The 15,431-nt window shown below is 67.7% G+C and carries 12 protein-coding genes; 5 read left to right on the top strand and 7 right to left on the bottom strand.

From position 1 onward, the window contains the following. Positions 1-3 precede the first annotated feature (3 nt). Complete coding sequence (locus tag ISP14_RS12390) at positions 4-513, top strand: nuclear transport factor 2 family protein (RefSeq protein ID WP_404540266.1); 510 nt, start codon at positions 4-6, stop codon at positions 511-513. A 4-nt stretch (positions 514-517) separates the two neighbouring features. On the opposite strand, the gene ISP14_RS12395 is transcribed toward ISP14_RS12390, so the two are convergent. The 5 genes from ISP14_RS12395 to ISP14_RS12415 all read right to left on the bottom strand — a co-directional run bounded on the left by ISP14_RS12395 (position 518) and on the right by ISP14_RS12415 (position 8,384). After that, entirely contained in the window at positions 518-1,552 is a 1,035-nt protein-coding gene (locus ISP14_RS12395) for an NADP-dependent oxidoreductase (RefSeq protein ID WP_404540269.1), read from the bottom strand. A 35-nt stretch (positions 1,553-1,587) separates the two neighbouring features. After that, the gene (locus ISP14_RS12400; protein ID WP_404540273.1) at positions 1,588-2,322 is read right to left on the bottom strand and encodes an SDR family NAD(P)-dependent oxidoreductase; all 735 of its coding nucleotides are present in this window, start codon (positions 2,320-2,322) and stop codon (positions 1,588-1,590) included. After that, on the bottom strand, positions 2,319-3,767 hold the full coding sequence (locus tag ISP14_RS12405) for an efflux transporter outer membrane subunit (RefSeq protein WP_404540276.1): 1,449 nt from the start codon (positions 3,765-3,767) through the stop codon (positions 2,319-2,321). The genes ISP14_RS12400 and ISP14_RS12405 overlap by 4 nt, the downstream gene beginning before the upstream one ends. A 1-nt stretch (position 3,768) precedes the next feature. Then, positions 3,769-6,954 carry an efflux RND transporter permease subunit gene (locus ISP14_RS12410; RefSeq protein WP_404540278.1) on the bottom strand — a complete coding sequence of 1,062 codons (3,186 nt, stop codon included), beginning with the start codon at positions 6,952-6,954 and terminating at the stop codon, positions 3,769-3,771. A 188-nt stretch (positions 6,955-7,142) separates the two neighbouring features. Further along, complete coding sequence (locus tag ISP14_RS12415; RefSeq protein WP_404540281.1) at positions 7,143-8,384, bottom strand: efflux RND transporter periplasmic adaptor subunit; 1,242 nt, start codon at positions 8,382-8,384, stop codon at positions 7,143-7,145. 143 nt (positions 8,385-8,527) lie between these two features. Between ISP14_RS12415 and ISP14_RS12420 the strand changes: the two genes are divergently transcribed. Then, positions 8,528-9,520, top strand: a complete 993-nt coding sequence (locus ISP14_RS12420) for a LysR family transcriptional regulator (RefSeq protein ID WP_404540284.1) — start codon at positions 8,528-8,530, stop codon at positions 9,518-9,520. Here ISP14_RS12420 and ISP14_RS12425 read toward each other — a convergent pair. Next, positions 9,469-10,260, bottom strand: coding sequence for an undecaprenyl-diphosphate phosphatase (locus tag ISP14_RS12425; protein ID WP_404540286.1), 792 nt, complete (start codon positions 10,258-10,260; stop codon positions 9,469-9,471). The two genes, ISP14_RS12420 and ISP14_RS12425, sit on opposite strands and share 52 nt — an antisense overlap. Positions 10,261-10,559: 299 nt before the next feature. Between ISP14_RS12425 and glnA the strand changes: the two genes are divergently transcribed. Continuing rightward, on the top strand, positions 10,560-11,969 hold the full coding sequence (glnA, locus tag ISP14_RS12430) for a type I glutamate--ammonia ligase (RefSeq protein WP_404540288.1): 1,410 nt from the start codon (positions 10,560-10,562) through the stop codon (positions 11,967-11,969). 89 nt (positions 11,970-12,058) lie between these two features. On the opposite strand, the gene ISP14_RS12435 is transcribed toward glnA, so the two are convergent. Continuing rightward, positions 12,059-12,607, bottom strand: coding sequence for a hypothetical protein (locus ISP14_RS12435; protein ID WP_404540291.1), 549 nt, complete (start codon positions 12,605-12,607; stop codon positions 12,059-12,061). A gap of 321 nt (positions 12,608-12,928) precedes the next feature. On the opposite strand from ISP14_RS12435, the gene ISP14_RS12440 reads away from it, so the two are divergent. Both ISP14_RS12440 and ntrC read left to right on the top strand, forming a co-directional pair. Further along, a complete protein-coding gene (locus ISP14_RS12440) occupies positions 12,929-13,939 on the top strand; it encodes a two-component system sensor histidine kinase NtrB (RefSeq protein WP_404540293.1) in 1,011 nt (336 codons plus the stop codon). Further along, positions 13,932-15,311 carry a nitrogen regulation protein NR(I) gene (ntrC, locus tag ISP14_RS12445; protein ID WP_404540295.1) on the top strand — a complete coding sequence of 460 codons (1,380 nt, stop codon included), beginning with the start codon at positions 13,932-13,934 and terminating at the stop codon, positions 15,309-15,311. Before ISP14_RS12440 ends, ntrC begins: the two co-directional genes overlap by 8 nt. Positions 15,312-15,431: the final 120 nt, after the last annotated feature.

Raw genomic sequence — 15,431 nt, forward strand, 5'->3', positions numbered from 1 at the left:
AACATGCCTTACCTTACTTACCGCCATGTCCGCACCAGCCTTGCGTGCGTCGGCTTGTGGCTAGCCGTCGGCGTGATCGGCACGCCCGCCATGGCCGCGCCGCAGGACGGCACCTCCGCCATGGACGAAACCGCGCACACCGCCGCTGCGGTGAAGGCCGTCGACCAGCACTGGCTGGAGGCCGAGGAGAGCGGCGATGCCGCCTGGTTGGACGGCATGCTGCTGCCGGGCTATCGCTCGGTGGGTGTGGCCGGCACGTTCGCGACCAAGGCCGCCATCGTGGCGCATGCTGCGAAGAACCGCGGCGCGGACAAGATGAAGCAGGAAGTGGCCGCATGGCAGGCGGCGCATCCGGTGGAACAGCAGGTGACGCTGCAGGGTGACACCGCGATCCTCAGCTTCGTCAGCAGCGCACCCGCGACGAAGGGCAAACTGTATTCCTCGGATGTGTTCGTCTACGTCGACGGCCGCTGGCACGCGCTGTATTCGGCGCATACCGAACTCGGCAAGTAGGCGCCTACGCCTCGGCCACGCGCACCACCAGCTTGCCCGTATTGCGGCCTTCGAGCAGGCCGATGAAGGCGGTGGGCGCGTGATCGAGGCCGTCCACTACGTCCTCACGGGCCTGTACCCGGCCAGTTGCGATCCATTCGCCCATCTCGCGGCGGAAGTCGGCGAAGCGTGTGGCGTAATGGTCGAGGATCACGAAGCCTTGCATGCGGATGCGCTTCTGCAGCACGGTGGAGAGCAGCGCGGGGCGATGGTCGGGGCCGGCCGGTAGCGCGTGGTCGTTGTAGTGCGCGATCACGCCGCACACCGGCACCCGCGCATGGTTGTTGAGCAGAGGCAGCACGGCATCCAGCACCTCGCCGCCGACACTCTCGAAATACACGTCGATGCCGTCCGGGCAGGCGGCGGCGAGGCGCTCGGCCAGCTGCGGCGCGTGGCGATCGAGGCAGGCGTCGTAGCCGAGCTCCTCCACCGCGAGGCGGCACTTCTCTGCGCCACCGGCGATGCCGACCACGCGCGCGCCTTTCAGTTTCGCAAGCTGGCCCACCACCGCGCCCACGGCGCCGGTGGCGGCGCCCACCACCACGGTCTCGCCCGGTTGCGGCTGGCCGATGTCGAGCAGGCCGACGTAGGCGGTGAACGCGGGCATGCCTAGCGCGCCCAGCGCCAGCGAAGGCCGCGGCATGTCGCCGAGCGGCGTGAGCCCGCTGCCGTCGGACAGCGCATAGTCCTGCCAGCCCGCATTGCCCAGCACCAGGTCGCCGGCGCGGAAGTCAGGATGGCGGGAGGCGACCACGCGGTTCACCGTGCCACCCACCATCGGCGCACCCACAGCCACGGCGGGTGCGTAGCTGGCGCCCTCGGCATTCATGAGATTTCGCATGTAGGGATCGAGCGAGAGGTAGAGCGTGCGCAGCAACAGCTGGCCTTCCTGCGGCTCGGGTACGGGCGACTCGTCGAGGCGGAAGTCCTGCGGCACGGGCAGGCCGTGCGGGCGGGTAGCGAGCAGGATGCGGCGATTGATGCGGTCGGCGTGCGGCATGGCATCGGTTCCTTCGGAATAGGGGGAGTGGCGCTTCACCAGGCGATGCGTTGGCCGTCGCGCAGCAGCGCGCCATTGACGCCCGGTTCGGGCAGGCAGGCGGCCGCCACGATGCCGGCGGCGCCGCGTTCCACCGGACCGCCGCCGGGGCCGCCCATGCCGGTGGCGACCCAACCGGGGCAGACTGCGTTGACCAGGATGCCGCTGCCGGCCAGCTCGGCGGCGAGCGCGCGGGTATAAGCGTTGAGCGCGGTCTTGGAGACGCGATAGGCCGGGTAGCCGATGCAATCGGGTGGCATGTTGGCCGCACAGCCGCTGGTGACGTTGACGATGCGGCCGTAACGGTGCCGGCGCATCAGTGGCAGCAGCGCGTTGCACAGCTGCCAGGCACCGAGCAGGTTGGTTTCCAGCGCCGCGCGAACGCTGTCGGCTGCTGCAGTCTCGGCACGTGCCTCGCGGTCGGCGTGGCCGCCCGCGTTGTTCACCAGCACGTCGAGGCGGCCATGCTCGCGTTCGATCCAGGTGGCGAGTGCGGCGATCTGCTGCGGGTCGGTAACGTCGAGCGGCACCGCGACCGCGTCGCCGTCGATCTGCTTCGCTGCCTGCCTGCCCTTGGCGAGATCGCGGGCGCCCAGCAGCACGCTGTAGCCGCGTGCGGCGAGCTGGCGCGCCACCTCGAAGCCGAGCCCGCGGTTCGCACCGGTGACCAGGGCCACGCGATGCGCCACGGGTGCCGTCGGTGGCGCCGACCGCTTGCGCGCCGTGCTCATGGCACGGCGGCCACCGGGCTGGCGACCGGCGCGCAGCGCACGTCGTCGCCGCAGGCTTGCCAGCCGCCGCCGAGCGCCTTGTACAGCGCCACCGCACGGGTATCGATTGCGGCCTGCGCCTGGGCCAGCGCGTCGTCCGCGGCGAGCTGCACGCGTTCGGCGTCGAGCAGTTCCAGATAGCCGGTAGCGCCTTGTTCGTAGCGCACCTTGGCCAGCTCGGCGGCACGGCGGCTCTGCTGCGCCTGGGCGATCAGCTTCTCGACGCGGTCGTGCTGCAGGTTGTAGCCGACCACGGCGTTGTCGACGTCCTCGATCGCTTCCAGCACGGTGCGTTGGTAGTTCGCCTGCGCCGCGTCGGTGCGCGCCTCGGCGGCGTGCAGGTTGGCGCGTACGCGCTGCACGTTGAGGCCGTTCCAGGTGATGCTCGGGGTGATCGACCAGGCACGGGTGGACGGACTGCCGAAGTCGTTGCTGCGCCCAGCGAGGAAGCCGAGGAAACCGCCCAGCGAGAGGTGCGGGAAGAAGTCCGCCTTGGCTACGCCGATACGCGCGTTGGCGGCGGCGTACTCGCGTTCGGCGACGCGCACGTCGGGGCGGCGTGCCAGCACGTCGCCGGCGGCGCCGATCGGCAGTACCGCGTCGATCGGCTTGAACGTCTGCGGCGACACATCGATGTCCAGCGCGCCGGGCTGTTCGCCCAGCAGTACGGCGAGGCGGTACGCGTCGGCGTGCGCCTGCATGTCGAGCAGGGGCAGTTGCGCCTCTACCGCACTGAGCTGCGCCTCGGCGCTGGCCACATCCTGGTCCGAGGCGGTGCCCACTTCGGCGCGGGCGCGGATCAGCTTCAGCGTGTCCTGCTGATTGGCGATGTCATGGCGGGAGATGTCCTGCCGCTGCTGGGTGCCGCGCAGATCGAAGTAGTTGCGCGCCACCTCGGCGAACAGGCTCACCTGCGCGTCCTGCAATGCAGCTTCGCTGGCGCCGAGGTCGGCGCGCGCGGCCTCCACCGAACGGCGCACGCCGCCGAATACGTCGATCTCCCAGCTGGCGTCGAAGCCCGCCTGGTAGGCGGTCACTGTGCTGCGCTGGTCGCTGACGCCGGGCGTCTGCTCGCGGCTGCGGGTGTACGAGGCGCCGGCCTGGAGGTCGGGCAGGTATTGCGACTTCGCGCCGCCGAGCAGGGCGCGCGATTCGGCGAGACGCGCCACCGCGATGCGCAGGTCGAGGTTGTTCGCCGCCGCGCGCCGGATCAGCGCGTCCAAGGTGGGATCACCGAATTGCTTCCACCACTCGGCCTGGAACTGCGCGGCGTTTTCGCGCGCCGCGTCCAGTCCCTGCAGTTGCGGCGTCGGCGCGGCCGGCTTGTGATAGTTCGGTCCCACGCTGACGCAACCGGCCAGCGCGAGTGCAGCGAACAGTGCGGTACTACGGAACAGGTGCTTCATCTCAATGGCCCTCCAGCGTCGGCAGTGCGCTCGCCGGCGCGTGCTTGCGCGCCTCGCGGCGCTCCACCATGGCGCGAATCACGACATAGAAAAGCGGGGTGTAGATCAGCCCGAACAAGGTCACGCCGAGCATGCCGGAGAACACCGCCACGCCCATCGCATGGCGCATTTCCGCGCCGGCGCCGTGCGAGGTCACCAGCGGCACCACGCCCATGATGAAAGCGATCGAAGTCATCAGGATCGGGCGCAACCGCAGCCGCGCTGCCTCCAGCACCGCCTCATGGCGGCTCATGCCTTCGAGCTGGCGTTCGCGGGCGAACTCCACGATCAGGATCGCGTTCTTGCAGGCCAGGCCCACCAGCACGATCAAGCCGATCTGGGTGAAGATGTTGTTGTCGCCGCCCGACAGCCACACACCGGCAATCGCGGACAGCAGCACCATCGGCACGATCAGGATGACCGCCAGCGGCAGCGACCAGCTCTCGTACAGCGAGGACAGCACCAGGAATACCAGCAGCACGCACAGCGGGAACACCAGAATCGCGGTGTTGCCGGCAAGGATCTGCTGGTAGGTCAGCTCGGTCCATTCGAAGCTCATGCCGTTGGGCAGATGCCCGGCAGCCAGCTTCTCGATCGCCGCCTGGGCCTGACCCGAGCTGTAGCCCGGCGCCGGGCCGCCGTTGATCTCGGCGGTGGGGTAGCCGTTGTAGTGCTGCACGCGGTCCGGGCCGGCACCGTGCGTCACGCTGACGAAGGAGCCCAGCGGCACCATCGCGCCGTTCGCGTTGCGCGTCTTCAGCTGGCTGATGTCCTCCAGGTCGTGGCGGAACGACGGCTCGGCAGACAGGTTCACCTGGTAGGTGCGGCCGAAGCGGTTGAAGTCGTTGACGTAGAGCGAGCCGAGGTAGGCCTGCATGGTCTGGTAGACGTCGCCGAGGTTCACGCCTTCGGCCTTGGCCTTCTCGCGATCCACGTCCACGTCCACCTGCGGCACGTTCACCTGGAAGCTGGAGAACAGTCCGGCCAGTGCGGGATCCTTGCGGCTCGCCGCGATCAGGTTCTGGGTCTGCTTGTACAACTCGTCGTAACCGAGCTGGCCGCGATCCTCGATCTGCATGCGGAAGCCGCCGATGTTGCCCAGGCCCATCACCGGCGGTGGCGGAAACACCGCGATGTAGGCGTCCTGGATCGCCGCGAACTTCGCGCTCAGCGCACCGGTGATCGCGCCGGCGGACAGGTCTGCGCCGCGCCGCTCGTCGAACGGTTTCAGAGTGACGAACACGATGCCGGCGTTGGTGCTGTTGGTGAAACCGTTGATCGACAGGCCGGGGAAGGCCACCGCACTTTGCACGCCGGGCTGCTTAAGCGCGATCGCGCCCATGCGCTTGATGACGTCTTCGGTGCGATCCAGCGAGGCGGCGTCGGGCAGCTGGGCGAAGGCCACCAGGTATTGCTTGTCCTGGCCCGGCACGAAGCCGGTAGGCACGTGCGTGAAACCGAACGCGGTGAGTGCGATCAGTCCCGCGTACAGCACCAGCGCAGCCGCGCCCTTGCCCTGCAGCTTGCGCGTGCCTTCAACGTAGCGCTCCGCGCCGCGTTGGAACAGTCGGTTGAACGGGCGGAACAGCCAGCCAAACAGCCCATCGATGGCACGGGTGAGGCGATCCTTTGGCGCCCCATGCGGCAGCAGCAGGATCGCCGCCAGCGCAGGACTGAGGGACAGCGAGTTGAACGCCGAGATCACCGTGGAGATCGCGATGGTCAGCGCGAACTGGCGGTAGAACTCGCCGGTAAGGCCGCTGATGAAGGCGGTGGGGATGAACACCGCGCACAGCACCAGGGCGGTGGCGACGATCGGCCCGGTGACCTCGCGCATCGCCTTGCGCGTGGCTTCCTTGGGCGTCTGGCCCAGCTCGATGTGCCGCTCCACGTTCTCCACCACCACGATGGCGTCGTCTACCACGATGCCGATCGCCAGCACCATGCCGAACAGCGACAGCGCATTGAGCGAGAAGCCGACCAGGTACATCACCGCGAAGGTGCCGATCAGCGACACCGGCACCGCGATCAGCGGGATCACCGACGCGCGCCAGGTCTGCAGGAACAGGATCACCACCAGCACCACCAGCAGGATCGCTTCCAGCAAGGTGTGCGCCACCGCCTCGATCGAGCCGCGCACGAACACGGTGGGGTCGTAGACGATGTGGTATTCGACGCCCTGCGGGAACTCCTTGTTCAGCTGCGCCATGGTGGCGCGCACCTCGTTGGAGATATCGATCGCGTTCGAGCCGGGCCGCGCGAAGATGCCCATGGCGACCGCAGGCTGGTTGTTCAGCAGGCTGCGCAGCGCGTACTGGTCCGAGCCCAGCTCCACCCGTGCCACGTCGCTCAGGTGCACCACGGCGCCATCGGTATCGGTGCGCAGCACGATGTTGCGGAAATCGTCCACCGTGCTGAGCCGGCCCTGGGTGTTGATGTTGAGCTGGAAGTCGGCGTTGCCGCGCACCGGTGGCGCGTTCAGCGCACCGGCCGCCACCTGCACGTTCTGCTCGCGGATCGCGTTCGCCACGTCACCGGTGGTGAGGCCGCGCTGGGCCAGCTTGTCCGGGTTGAGCCACACGCGCATCGAGTACTCGCCCGCGCCGAATACATTCACGGCGCCCACGCCGTTCAGGCGACCCAGCACGTCCTTCACGTGCAGCCGTGCGTAGTTCGACAGGTACAGCATGTCGTAGCGCTGGTCGGGCGAGGTGAGGTGCACCACCATGGTGAGATCAGGGGTGCTCTTCTGCGTGGTCACACCCAGCCGCTGCACTTCCTCGGGCAGTCGCGGCAACGCCTGCGCTACGCGGTTCTGCACCTCTTCCTGGGCGGTGTTCAGGTTGGTGCCCAGCGCGAAGGTCACGGTGAGCGTCATCACGCCGTCGCTGGTGGCCTGCGAGGAGGTGTAGAGCATGCCTTCCACGCCGTTGATCTGGGTTTCCAGCGGCGTGGCGACGGTCTCGGCGATCACCTTGGGATTGGCGCCGGGATAGTTGGCCTTCACCACCACGGTGGGCGGCGCGACTTCGGGGTATTCGCTGATCGGCAGCTGGAACACCGCGATGCTGCCGGTGATCACGAACAGCAGCGACAGCACGGCGGCCATGATCGGCCGGTCGACGAAAAACTGGGCAATGTTTTTCATGGGGTTGTCTCGATGACTCCTGGGCGCCGACTCCCTTTCCCTCCGGGGAGAGGGTTGGGACGAGGGGCGGGGCTTGCCAATGCATTCGGCATCGGCAATGCGTTGTTTCGAACGATGGATGGAGCCTTTGCGCAAGCGAGGCTGCTCACCTCGATCCTCTCCCCCGAGGGGAGAGGAAGAAGAGCGGCTCAGCCTTGCGGTTCGTGCCTGGGCGGCGCGGTCATCGCGGTGCGCGAATCGTCATGGCCGCCTGCTTCCACCACTGCCTTGTCCTGCGCTTCGAGGCGATAATCCATCGCCACCTGCTGCGGATTCACCTCGGCGCCGGGGCGCACGCGCTGCAGGCCGTTCACCACCACCACGTCGCCGGGCTGCAGGCCGCTGTCGATCACGCGCAGGCCGTGGAACAGCGCACCGGCGCTGATCTTGCGGTACTCGACCTTGTGCTGGGCGTCGACCACATAGACGAACTGGTTGCCGAGGTCGGTGCCCACCGCGCGGTCGTCGATCAGCAGGCGCGGCTGCGGCTGGCCGCTCTGCAGGCGGATCCGCGCGTACAGGCCGGGGGTGAACAAGCTGTCCCGATTGTCGAACACCGCGCGCAGCCGCATCGTGCCGGACTCGGTGTGCAGCTGGTTGTCCACGAAGTCGATGCGGCCGATGTGCGGGTAGCCGCTCTCGTCGGCCAGTTCCATCGAGGCCTCGATGCGCGGGCCGTGTCCGTCCTGCGTCGCGCTGGCGCGCAGGTGGTCCAGCTTCAGCCAGGTGTGCTCGTCCACGTCGAAGTACACATAGACCGGGTTCACCGAGACCACGCTGGTCAGCACATCGTTGTTGCCGACCAGGTTGCCGGGAGTGATGTGCACGTTGCTGACGCGGCCGTCGATCGGCGAGCGCACGTCGGTGAAGCCGAGGTTGAGCTTGGCCGTGGCCAGCGCGGCATCGGCGGCGGCGAGAGCCGCGCGTGCGCTTTGCGCGGCGGTGTCGAGGCGGTCGGCTTCTTCCTGCGATACCGCGCGCTGGTCGAGCAGGCGGCGGCCGCGCTGGGCGTTGGCCTGGGCCAGGCCTTGTTCGGCCAGTGCCTGGGTGCGGTTGGCGGTGAGCCGATCCACTTCGGCCTGGAACGGGCGCGGGTCGATGCGGAACAGCACATCGCCCTTGTGCACCAGTGCGCCTTCCTTGAACGCCACCGACTCCACGTACCCGCCCACGCGCGGACGCACTTGCACGCTGTCCACCGCCTGCACGCGGCCGGTGAAGTCGGCGCTGTTGCTCACCGGGCGCAGCAGGGCGCGGGCCACGGTCACTTCCGGCAGGGCGCCGCCGGGGCCGGCGGCCTGGGCATGGCTGCCGCCATGTTCGCCCAACAGGGCCCAGCTGCCGGCGATTGCCACCACGACGAGGCCGGACAGGATCAGTTTCTTCTTCATCTTCACGCTCCCTGGGGTGGGGTCGTGCGGCGTTGCAGCACGATGGGGGAGCGGATAATAGGTATACCGACGGGTACAGAAAAACCCCAATTTGTGAACTCCACTAGTGACAGTCAGTCACGAATGACGACACAATGACCAGCATGGAAGATTTTTCAGCAATAACGAGCTTCGTTCGTGTCGTGGAAGCGCGCAGTTTCGCGGCTGCCGCCGTGCAGCTGGGCATGACGCCTTCCGGGGTGAGCCGCGCCGTGTCGCGGCTGGAAGAGCAGATCGGCGTACGCCTGCTGTTCCGCAGCACGCGGGCTTTGCGGCTTACCGACGATGGCGAGTCGTTCTACCAGCGCTGCAAGGCGATCCTGGCCGACCTCGGCGAGGCGGTGGATGCGCTGAACTACGCGCGCACCAAGCCCAGCGGCAAGTTGCGCGTGGCGGTGAACGTGTCGGTGGGCCGTGCGGCGCTGATCCCCAACCTGGCCGACTTCGAGGCGCGCTACCCCGACATCCGGCTGGAGCTGTCGATGAGCGACCGCAACATCGGCCTGATCGAGGAAGGCATCGATTGCGCGATCCGCATGGGCGAGCTGGAGGATTCCAACCTGATCGCGCGCAAGCTGGGCTATTTCAGCAACGTGCTGTGCGCCGCGCCGAGCTACCTGGAACGCCACGGCGTGCCGGTCACCATCGAGGATCTGAAGCAGCACCATTGCATCAACTACGTCTATCCCACCAACGGCCGCGCCTACCAGTGGCAGTTCGACACGCCGGACGGCCGCGTCGCGCTGGACGTGGACGCACACCTGCTGATCAACGACGGCGAGTCAGTGATCCAGGCGGCGATGGCTGGGCTGGGCATCATCCAGGTGCCGCATTGGCTGGCCGCTTGCGCCATCGGCATGGGCAAGCTGCAAGTCATCATGGAAGACACCATATCCACCGGCTCCCCGGTGTGGCTGGTCTACCCGCAGAAGAAGCACCTGTCCGCGCGCGTTCAGGCCTTCTTGGAATGGGTGCACGAACTGTTCGAGCGCACCAACCTGCCGGCCTGCAAGCTCAGTATGGCGTTGTCGCCGAAAGCGGTCGATCAGGCGCCCGGCATCAACAACAGCAAGGCCGCGCCCAGCGCGATGCGATAGACCGCGAACGCGGTGTAGCGGTGCGTGCGGATATAGCCCAGCAGCCACTTCACCGCGATGAAGCCAACGACCAGCGAGACGATGAAGCCGACGATCAGCGCGCTCCAGTCCTCGTGCGCGGCGCCGCCGCCCTTCCACACCTTCAGCAGCTCGTAGCCGGTAGCGGCATACATGGTGGGAATGCCCACCAGGAAGGCGAACTCGGTGGCCGCCGCGCGGTTGCTGGTGCCGAACAGCATGGCGGTGAAGATCGTCGCGCCGGAGCGCGAGGTGCCGGGGAACACGCCCGCCACCATCTGTGCGATGCCGACCAGGATCGCCACCCGCCACGTCACCTCGGTGCGGTCCGCCTGCTTCGCGGCGAGCGCTTCCGCGGCGATCATCCAGAAGCCGCCGATCACCAGCGCCCACGCGATGGGCGTCACCCTTTCCGGCAGCTTGAAGCCGTAATGCGTGACGATCAGGCCCAGCACGCAGGTGATCAGGAAGGCCACCACCAGCTTGAACAGATAATCGCGCGTGGCCGGTTCGCGCCACTGTGTCAGCAGCTGCCAGATGCGCTTCCAGTACACCAGGGTGATGGCGAGGATCGCGCCGGCCTGGATGCCCACGTTGAACAGGTCCGAGCGGGCGCCCAGCCAATGCTCGGCGATCAGCAGGTGGCCGGTGGAGGAAATCGGCAGGAACTCGGTGATGCCCTCGATGATGCCCAGCAGGATGACGTGGATAAGATCGGTCACGGGTGCACTCGTCGGTAGGGGCGACCGCCACCATGGCAGCTGCGCGGCAACACAGCTTACGCATTCCGTATAGCGATCCGATAGCGTTTCCCGGTGCGCGCTGCAGCGACCGTTAAGTGCCCCATCATGGTGCAATCGAGGGAGTGAAAGCGCCAGCTTGGTGTGTATGATGCGGGCGGGAAAACCTCCCGACCCGTTAAATCCATGAATTCACATGGAATGCACGGCTTGGCATCGACCTTGCTCTTTCAAGTGCGTTCTTTCCGCCCATTCCCATCCGACCCCACCGAGGTTCCGCCATGACCGCCCAGAAAGTGCTCGACCTGATCCAGGAACACGAGGTCGAGTTCGTCGACTTCCGTTTTGCCGACATGCTCGGCAAGCACCATCACGTCACCTTCCCGGCGCACGCCATCGACGAGTCGACCTTCGAGGACGGCAAGATGTTCGACGGCTCCTCGATCACGGGCTGGAAGGGCATCAACGAGTCGGACATGATCCTGATGCCCGATCCGGACACCGCCTACCTCGACCCGTTCAGCCAGCACACCCAGCTGGTCCTGCATTGCGACGTGCTGGAGCCGAGCACCTTGCAGGCCTACGGCCGCGACCCGCGCTCGATCGCCAAGCGCGGCGAGGCCTACCTCAAGTCCACCGGCATCGCCGACACCGCCTTCTTCGGGCCGGAGCCGGAATTCTTCATCTTCGATTCGGTCCGCTGGCAGAACGACATGGGCCGCGTGTTCTACGAGATCGAGTCCAACGAAGCCGCCTGGAGCACGCGCTTCAAGTACGAGGACGGCAACATGGGTCATCGCCCCGGGGTGAAGGGCGGCTACTTCCCGGTGTCGCCGGTGGACACGCTGGGCGACCTGCGCGCCGACATGTGCAAGGTGCTGGAGTCGCTGGGCCAGGTGGTGGAAGTGCACCACCATGAAGTGGCCAACGCCGGCCAGTGCGAGATCGGCGTGAAGTTCAACACCTTGGTGAAGAAGGCCGACGAGCTGATGACGATGAAGTACGTCATCAAGAACGTGGCGCACCAGAACGGCAAGACCGTCACCTTCATGCCCAAGCCCATCGTGGGCGACAACGGCAGCGGCATGCACGTGCACCAGTCGCTGGCGAAGAGCGGCGAGAACCTGTTCGCCGGCGACCTGTACGGCGGCCTCAGCCAGACCGCGCTGTGGTACATCGGCGGCATCTTCAAGCACGCCAAGGCGATCAACGCCTTCGCCAACTCCACCACCAACAGCTACAAGCGCCTGGTGCCGGGTTTCGAGGCGCCGGTGATGCTGGCTTACTCCGCGCGCAACCGCTCGGCGAGCTGTCGCATCCCCTACGTGGCCAGCCCCAAGGGCCGCCGCATCGAGGTGCGCTTCCCCGACCCGATGAACTCCGGCTACCTGGTGTTCACCGCGCTGATGATGGCCGGCCTGGACGGCATCCTGAACAAGATCGACCCGGGCGCGCCGGCCGACAAGGATCTCTACGACCTGCCGCCGGAAGAAGAGAAGAACATCCCGCAGGTGTGCTCCAGCCTCGACCAGGCGCTGGAAGCGCTGGACAAGGACCGCGACTTCCTCAAGGCCGGCGGCGTGTTCACCGACGACTTCATCGACGCCTACATCGGCGTGAAGATGCAGGAAGTCACCCGCTACCGCGCCAGCACGCACCCGCTGGAATTCCAGATGTACTACGCGCTGTAACTGCGGCATCAGGTGGCAAGACAACGGGCGCCGCGGCGCCCGTTGTCGTTCCGGAATCCGAAATCCGTTCGCCTGGCGCCTGCCTGTAGTCAGCGGTTCGGGCGACCGTGCGTGCAGGTGACGGCCGGGTCCGCGCGCACGAAATCGGCGGTCCAGTTGGTTTCCCAGGTGCGGTCGTCGTAGGAGAACGCCTGCTCCCAGCGGGCATGGTCACGGTCCAGCTTGGTCCACACGAAGCGCACCTTCACCGGCCGGCCGTTGTCCTGGTCCTCGCCATAGAACTCACCGCGGTCGCCGTGGAAGCCGCCGAACACAGGAGGCTCCAGCTTGCCGTCGGCGCTGCTCGCCCAGTAGATCGACCATTGCCGCTTCGCCAGATCGAACAGGCGCAAGGTCAGCCCGGCCCAGCCCTTGGTCGGGAAAAAGATCTCGTCCACCGTGGCCTTGCCGTCGAGGTACTCGGTCATGCACAGCGTGGCCGGAAATGTTTCCCACGGCCCTTTGCTGCCCACGCCACGCTTGGCCAGCCGGTGCTGCTGCGTCGTCCAGGCTCCCTGGAAATAGTCGAAATCGTGCGAGTCGCCGGTGTACGCCAAGGTGTAGCCGGAAGGAGGCGTCGTGCCTGGTGTTGTGGGCATGGCAGCAACCCGCATGGGCGTGATGCATGCCAGCAACAGACCGGCAGCCAGGAGATATGCGTTCGTCTTTCGGCGGGAAGACTTCATGGCGATTGCTCCATACATGGCGGGCGGGGGAGGCGAAACGGTTGGCGGCATACCGGGGCGTCGCGTTGCGTCCACCCGAGGGGCGTGCCGTTGCTGGTTCGCACCCTAGGTTCCGCAGTGGTCCGTGCGAATAGCCACTATGTCTTGGGTTGCCATAACCACTCGGCGTAGGCCGGATGCCCGTGCGGGAGCGTAAGATTTGCACCACACGTGTGCATAGACCATTATGGTGCAATGAATACGCGGCCGTGGCAGGCATGGGCGGAACAGCTGGCGACCGGGGTGGCCCAGGTCGGCGCGGATCTGCGCGTGCGCTGGCTCAATCCCGCCTTGGCTGAACTGCTGGGCAGCGGCATGCGCAGCGCGGTTGGCCAACCGCTGGCGTTGTGGCTGGCTTCGCCGGGCGACCTGGCACAGGCACGGCGCGCCTTGGACGAGGCGCGCTTCGTCCAGCTGCGCGAGGCCACGCTGTCCACGCTCGACGAACGCACGCTGGAGGCCGACATCGGCATGCAACCCGATGGCGAGGGCGGCTTGCTGGTTGAAGTGCATGCGTTGGCCGAGCGTTCGCGCAGGGTTTCGCCATTGTCTGCGACGCTGCGCGGCTTCGCGCACGAGGTGAAGAACCCGCTGGCCGGGCTGCGCGGTGCGGCCCAGCTGCTGCAGCGTCGCGTCGATGGTGCGGAGCTGCAGGCGCTGACGGGCCTGATCATCGACGAGGCGGACCGCCTTACCGCATTGGCGAACCAGCTGCTGCATCACGGCGGTGCCGCGCAGCTGGGCGCGGTGAACATCCACCAGCTGCTCGACCGGCTGAGCGAGCTGCTGCAGGCCGAGCCTGCGCCGCCGCGCTTGCGCCATGACTTCGATCCCAGCCTGCCCGACGTGCGCGGCGATGCGGGGCGCCTGCAGCAGGTGTTGCTGAACCTCGCGCGCAACGCGGTGGAAGCCGGCGCGCGCACGCTCACCTTGCGCACGCGTGCCGAGCACGGCGCGCGCGCCGGAGCGCGGGTGCTGCGCAGCGCCCTGCGCGTGGACGTGGTCGACGACGGCCCGGGGGTGAGTGCGGAATTGCGCGACACACTGTTCGAACCGCTGGTGTCCGGTCGGGCCGACGGCACCGGCCTGGGCCTGGCACTGTCGCGCGAGATTGCCCGCGAGCATGGCGGCGAATTGCGCTGCAGCAGCCGTCCGGGCGAAACGGTGTTTTCGCTGTACCTGCCGTTGGAGCGTGAGCATGAGTGACGAAATCTGGATCGTCGACGACGACCGCGGTGTGCGCTTCGTTCTGGCCGCGGCGTTGCGCGATGCCGGCCTCGTCGTGCGCGAATTCGACGCGGCCGATGCGGTACGCGAAGCCTTGCGCACGCAGCGCCCCGCGCTTCTGCTCACCGATGTGCGCATGCCGGGCACGAGCGGGCTGGAACTGCTGGAAGAGTTGCAACGGCAGGGCATCGGCCCGGTGATCGTGATGAGCGCATTTACCGACGTGGCGACTACCGCGGCGGCCTATCGCGCGGGCGCGGCGGATTACCTCGCCAAGCCGTTCGACCTCGACCAGGCCGTGGCCACGGTACGGCGCAGCTTGGCCGACAAGGCCCTGGGCGATGCGCCCGCCGCGGTCGCGGCGGTGCCCGCGCACGCTCTGCTGGGCGAGAGCGCGCCGATGCGCGAGGTGTTCCGGCTGATCGGCCGCGTGGCGGCCAGCAACCTCAACGTGCTGGTCACCGGCGAGACCGGCACCGGCAAGGAACTGGTGGCGCGCGCGCTGCACGAGGAAAGCGCGCGCCGCCATCGGCCCTTCGTGGCGCTCAACACCGCGGCGATTCCCAGCGAGCTTCTGGAAAGCGAACTGTTCGGTCACGAGGCCGGCGCCTTCACCGGCGCGCAGCGGCGCGTGGCCGGCCGCTTCGAGCAGGCCGAAGGTGGCACGCTGTTCCTCGACGAGATCGGCGACATGCCGCTGGCGCTGCAGACGCGCTTGCTGCGCGTGCTCGCCGGCGGCGAGTTCTACCGCGTAGGCGGGCGCGAGTTGATCCGCTGCGACGTGCGCATCGTCGCGGCCACCCACCAGGACCTCGACGCGCGCGTGGCCGCCGGGCAGTTCCGCGCCGACCTCAAGCATCGCCTCGACGTGGTGCGCATCCAGCTTCCCGCGCTGCGCGAGCGGCGCGCCGACCTCCCGTTGCTGGCGCGGCACTTCCTCGCCGCGGCGGCGCAGGAGTTGAAGCTACCGCCCAAGCACTTCGGCAAGGCCGCGCTGAAGGCGCTGACGCAGCGCGATTTCCCGGGCAACGTGCGCGAGCTGGAAAACCTGTGCCGCCGCCTCGCGGTAATTGCGCCAGGCACCGAGATCCTGCCCGCCGATCTGGGCGCGCAAGCCGCCGCGGCTGGCGGCGGCGACTGGACCGATGCCTTGCGCGGCTGGGCCACCCAGGCGCTGGCCGAAGGCGAGGCCGACATCCACGCCCGCGCCCGCGAGGCGCTGGACCGCGTGTTGCTGGAAGCCGCGCTGGCCGCGCATGGCGGGCATCGCCAGCATGCCGCCGCCGCGCTGGGCGTGGGGCGCAACACACTGACACGCAAGCTGGGCGCGTCTCGCACGCGCAAACGCTGACAGCCGCTCCCGCTGCCGGGAGCGGCTGTCTTTACCTGCGCGACGTCGGAGCATTTCCCCACGCCAGCCAATCCCGGGTTCCGGTTCTCTAGATGGGCGCCGGGGCAGGGAGCATGCGCC

Origin of the sequence: Dyella agri, assembly GCF_044904705.1 — a bacterium.
Classification (GTDB): domain Bacteria; phylum Pseudomonadota; class Gammaproteobacteria; order Xanthomonadales; family Rhodanobacteraceae; genus Rhodanobacter_A; species Rhodanobacter_A agri.